General features: G+C 42.6%; 2 protein-coding genes. Both read left to right on the top strand.

The annotated features are described in order from the left end of the window. Positions 1–130 precede the first annotated feature (130 nt). Positions 131–511: a hypothetical protein gene (locus tag JXL83_04090; protein MBN2363292.1), complete on the top strand. Its 381-nt coding sequence runs from the start codon at positions 131–133 to the stop codon at positions 509–511. Between the two features lie 39 nt (positions 512–550). Further along, a complete protein-coding gene (locus JXL83_04085; GenBank protein MBN2363291.1) occupies positions 551–4402 on the top strand; it encodes a tetratricopeptide repeat protein in 3852 nt (1283 codons plus the stop codon). The last annotated feature ends 98 nt before the right edge of the window (positions 4403–4500 follow it).

Below are 4500 nucleotides of genomic sequence, written 5' to 3'. Positions count from 1 at the left end.
TTTGAAAACGGTCACTGGTTCATTTCAAGACCTGAACAAAGCGGGTTCTGAAAATAATAAATGCAGTTAACTCTTGACATCTTTTGATTTGTCGCAGGATAATTATATCAGAACTTTTAAGGAGGTCGAGATGATGAATGCTGTTAAAACATTACTTCTTCTATCTCTTGTCCCTGCTGTGCTGATCGGAAACGGCTGGTCATTACACCTATTCCATTTTCCCGAAGAAATAATAATCAGTTCCGACACCTCAGTAACTCTCGCCATGGGAACGGTTGTAAACATAACCGGCACGGAGACTGAAAACAAAGGCATGACCGTGGATATCCAATGGGGGGACGTCTACGATAACTTCGAATTCTTCACTGTTTTTGAATGCGAGGGCGAATACTTCCAAACCAGCCCTTATCAGGTTTCCCCTTCTCTTCCCGACAAAAAAGTCTCCGACATAATGACACCGGAAACAATGCCAGGTTTGCCGCCCTGTATAGACCGAGAAGAAGCGGACTGAATTTAAGTAATATCTTAAAAATCGCAACCTGATTATTTGATGGCCAATCTTGTCCCTTTTTTCATAAAGGAAAAGTTTGCTTGCGGTGAAAAGAGAGGCGAGATGCAGGCATACATTCTGCTCACTGATCTTTCGGGTTTTTCAGGCCTGACCGAGTCTCTTTTGAAGAGCGGCGACAGCAACTGCGAGACTCTCAAAGACCTCGTCTCCTCGATATTCCGGCCTTCCGTAGATATTATTCACGCTCACGGGGGATTTGTATTTACTTTCTCGGGCGACGGCTTCGCCGCCGCTTTCGACAAAAAGAAATTCGGCTTGAAAACTGTTCTCAGGGCAGTCTCACTTCTGAACCGGGACGTCTCAACCAACGGGCTTTTCAAGCTTCCATTCAAAGCCGGCATTTCCTGCGGCAGGCTTTCCTGGGAAATAGCCGAAACCTGCTCGCAGAAAGTCTTTTTTTTCGAAGGCGATTCAATTGACAGAGCGGCATATTTCAAGAGCAAAGCCGAAAGCGGAGAAATTGTTCTTGACATAGATTTTTTGAAACTCGATGAAGTCCCGGAGTATGTTTTCGTCAAAACAGGTTCAAAATTAGTTCTCGACACAGGAAAAGCCCTGGAAAAAGAACCTCCCTGCCCTGCCGCCGTCTTGGATAAGCAATTACCTGATGCGGGATGGACAGACGGCAATGTTTTCAGAGCCGCACGGGACGGGGAACTGAGAAATGTAGTATCTTGCTACATTCTGCTAAAAAAGCCTGAATTATTCAGAACGCACATCGGAAGAATAATACAGCTGATAGAACAATACGGAGGATACTTCAACAAAGCAGAATCCGGCGATAAAGGTCTCTCTCTTCTCGTTTTATTCGGAGCTCCGGCGGAAACTGAAAAACCTCTCGAAAAAGCCGCCGATTTTGCCTTGTCTCTCGCGAAAATCAATTTGCTCGATTTCCGCGCCGGCATATCATACGGGAAGGCTTTTTGCGGTATAATAGGTTCTGAGATGAGATCTGAATACACCGCTCTCGGAAAATGCGTCAATTCTTCATCAAAACTCGCCGAAAAAGCTTTTTGGGGAGAAATCCTCACCGACGAAACAATATACAACAGGATCAAAACCGATTTTAACCTTCTTAAAATTTCCGAGCTTTCCAACGGCCATGAAACGGCGGTGCCTGAACGTTATACCCTCATTTCGAAAAAAAAACCGGAAGACCTTATCAGATTCGAAAAAATTGAAATGACAGGCAGAAAAGAAGAACTGAAAAAATTTCTCGAACTGGCGAAAAAACACAGGGAAGGCGATTTTTGGGGCACTGTCTGTATCACGGGGGATCCCGGTATAGGCAAGACCAAACTCATAGACGAATTCAAAAACAATATTGTAAAAGAGAAATACAACATATTTAGACTGCCTTGCGAAGACGGTCTCAGAAAGCCGTTCCAACCCTTCGTAAGGTTTTTGAGAGATTATTTCAGCATCTCGGAAAACGACAGCGAAGCCTTCGCTCTGGTTCGCTTTGAAGACAAAATATTCAGCCTGAAAAACAAACTGGCGGAACTCTGCGGAAAAAACAGCGAATTCATCAAAAGCATTGAATACAAGTACAAATGGCTCGGTTATCTCGCCGGTTTGAAAAAATTCACCGAGGAACTCAGTTTTTACGAACCGAAAGAAAAATACGATAATATAGTTTCATCTCTTCTAGAACTGCTGTCCGCCGAATCCTTTGTAAAACCCGTCATCGCCGAAGTTACCTCAGCATCGCAGATTGACGAGGACTCACTCTTCGTTTTTGAGACTCTTTTCAGCAAATCCAGGAAATTACCTTTCATGCTCGTACTTGAAACCCGGACCATTGAACCTTTTACTTCAATTCTCTTCGGAGATTACGGAGAAGTTCACAACATCAGGATAGCGCCACTCGATCCCCAGCAAAGCAGAGACTATTTCTCCTCTTTCTGCAAAGCGTTCAGAATAGAAAACAGGATGAGCAGGTTCAGAAAATCTTATCTCTATACTATGATAGCAAAATCGGGGGGCAATCCACTTTTCATTGAGAACATGGCTCTTTTTCTGTCCTACAAGTCGACAGAACTGCCCCTTCAGACAGAAGCCGACGACAAACTCGACCAGGCAGTGCCTTCGGAAATCGAACACATAATACTGGCAAGATTCGACAATCTCGATTCCGACGTCAGGGACTCGCTCAGGGTGGCGTCAGTTCTCGGGCAAAACTTTCCAAAAGAAATGTTGCTCGCGATTTTAAAAGAGCATTTTCCCGAGATAGACGCAATAAAAACCATCTCGCTTTGCGAAAAACACAATTTTCTTGAATCCGACGACGGATCTTTTTTCTTCACAAATCCGCTTATTAAAGACGCCATATACGGCGCTCAATTGAAAAGTTTTCTTCATAAAGTCCACTTTTCGGCGGCAAATTTTCTTGAAAAAAACCACGTCGACGATTCGTCGTACTTTGAGGAGATATCCGACCACTTCGCCAGATCGGGTTTCAGGGAAAAAGCCCTCGAGTATTTTCTTAAAACGGCAAAATTTCTTCAAGAAAACTATCACGAGAACAGGGCTCTTCGTTTCCTCGAAAACGCCGGAAACATTCCCTGCGAAAAAGATCCGAAAACCAGCATTGAAATTCTTTTCATGAAAGGTTCCGCTCAGAAAAATCTCGGAAAATGGGACGAATCGTCCCACACTTTCAGAGAAGCCCTCAAGAAAGCTTACAAAAACAGGATGATCCGTGAATACTCAGAAAATCTTGAATCGCTTTCTTCTCTTTTCAGGAGGACAGGAGACTCAAAAAAATCCTTCAGCTACGCGAAAAGAGCGCTTCGCCTCGCTGAAATCGTCAAAGACGCCAAACTAATATTCCTCGCCAACAACGATTTGGGTCTTCTTCATTACAGGAAAGGAGAATACGACGAAGCTCTTGTTTTTTTCGAAAAATGCGAGAGAATTTTAAACGAGACCTCCGACAAAAAAGAGCTTTCAAAAGTTTTAAACAATATTTCAATCATTCATTCAGAAAAGAAAGAACTAGAAGAAGCTCTCGAAAAAGCTTTGCAGGCTCTCGAAATCTGTTCTCAGACAGACGACCTTAAGGTCAAATCTCTCGTTCTTCTCAATCTTGGGGGAATATACCATTCGACAAACAGGTTTTCCGAAGCCGAAAAATATTACGAGAGAAGCCTAGAACTTAAAAGCAGGATAGGCGACAGAGCGGGAACGGTTCTTGTGAAGTGCAATCTGGGCGTCATAAAGAAGGACCTCGGACAGCTCGAATCTGCTCAAAAGATATTTGAAGATTGCTGTGAAATCAACAGAGAAATCGGAAACAACAGAAACCTCGCCATTAATTATATAAACATTGCCGACATAAAGAAATATCTTGGAATTTACGACGAAGCTCTCGGTTACTACGAAAAATCGATTGACCTTTCCAGGACTTCAAGGCTGAACTATTACCTTTGTTACAGCCTCGCCCAGAAAACCGACGTCCTTTACGAATGCGGTAAATACGATGAATCTGTGAAAGCGTTGTCGGAGGCAATGGAAATCTCCAAAAATCTTAACAACCCCGCATTTGAGGTTTCTTGCGAATTGCTCCGGCTTAAAATTGAAATAAAAAAAGGTTTGTCAGTAAATGAAAATCTATCCCTTCTCGAATCAATAGCCGAAACCGCTGAAGATAAATTCATTAAAGCGTCGGCTTTTTTCGACCTGTACAAACTTACTGAAAAAAAAGACTTCGCTGAAAAAGCCTACAAAATCTTCGTAGACTTATATTCTTCCGTGCCGAAATACGAATACAGGATATATCTTGAAAATATAAGGGAAATAGTTAAAAATTTCGCTTCAATAAATGAATAGCTCTGATTCAGAAAAACCGCTCGATTCTTCGGAGATAAAACCAATATTATTTTTGTTTGATCAGATATGAAAAACCTTGTGCCGGATTTCGTAAAGCG

The sequence above is a fragment of the candidate division WOR-3 bacterium genome (genome assembly GCA_016934535.1).
Taxonomy (GTDB): Bacteria; SDB-A; SDB-A; order SDB-A; family SDB-A; genus JAFGIG01.
The sequence above is the reverse complement of the archived record's forward strand: the minus strand, read 5'-3'. Positions and strand labels throughout refer to the sequence as shown.

Excerpts from the sequence above, each read along its gene's own strand:
- JXL83_04085 (MBN2363291.1), top strand. The coding sequence starts at position 551 with ATGGCCAATCTTGTCCCTTTTTTCATAAAGGAAAAGTTTGCTTGCGGT.
- JXL83_04090 (MBN2363292.1), top strand. The coding sequence starts at position 131 with ATGATGAATGCTGTTAAAACATTACTTCTTCTATCTCTTGTCCCTGCT.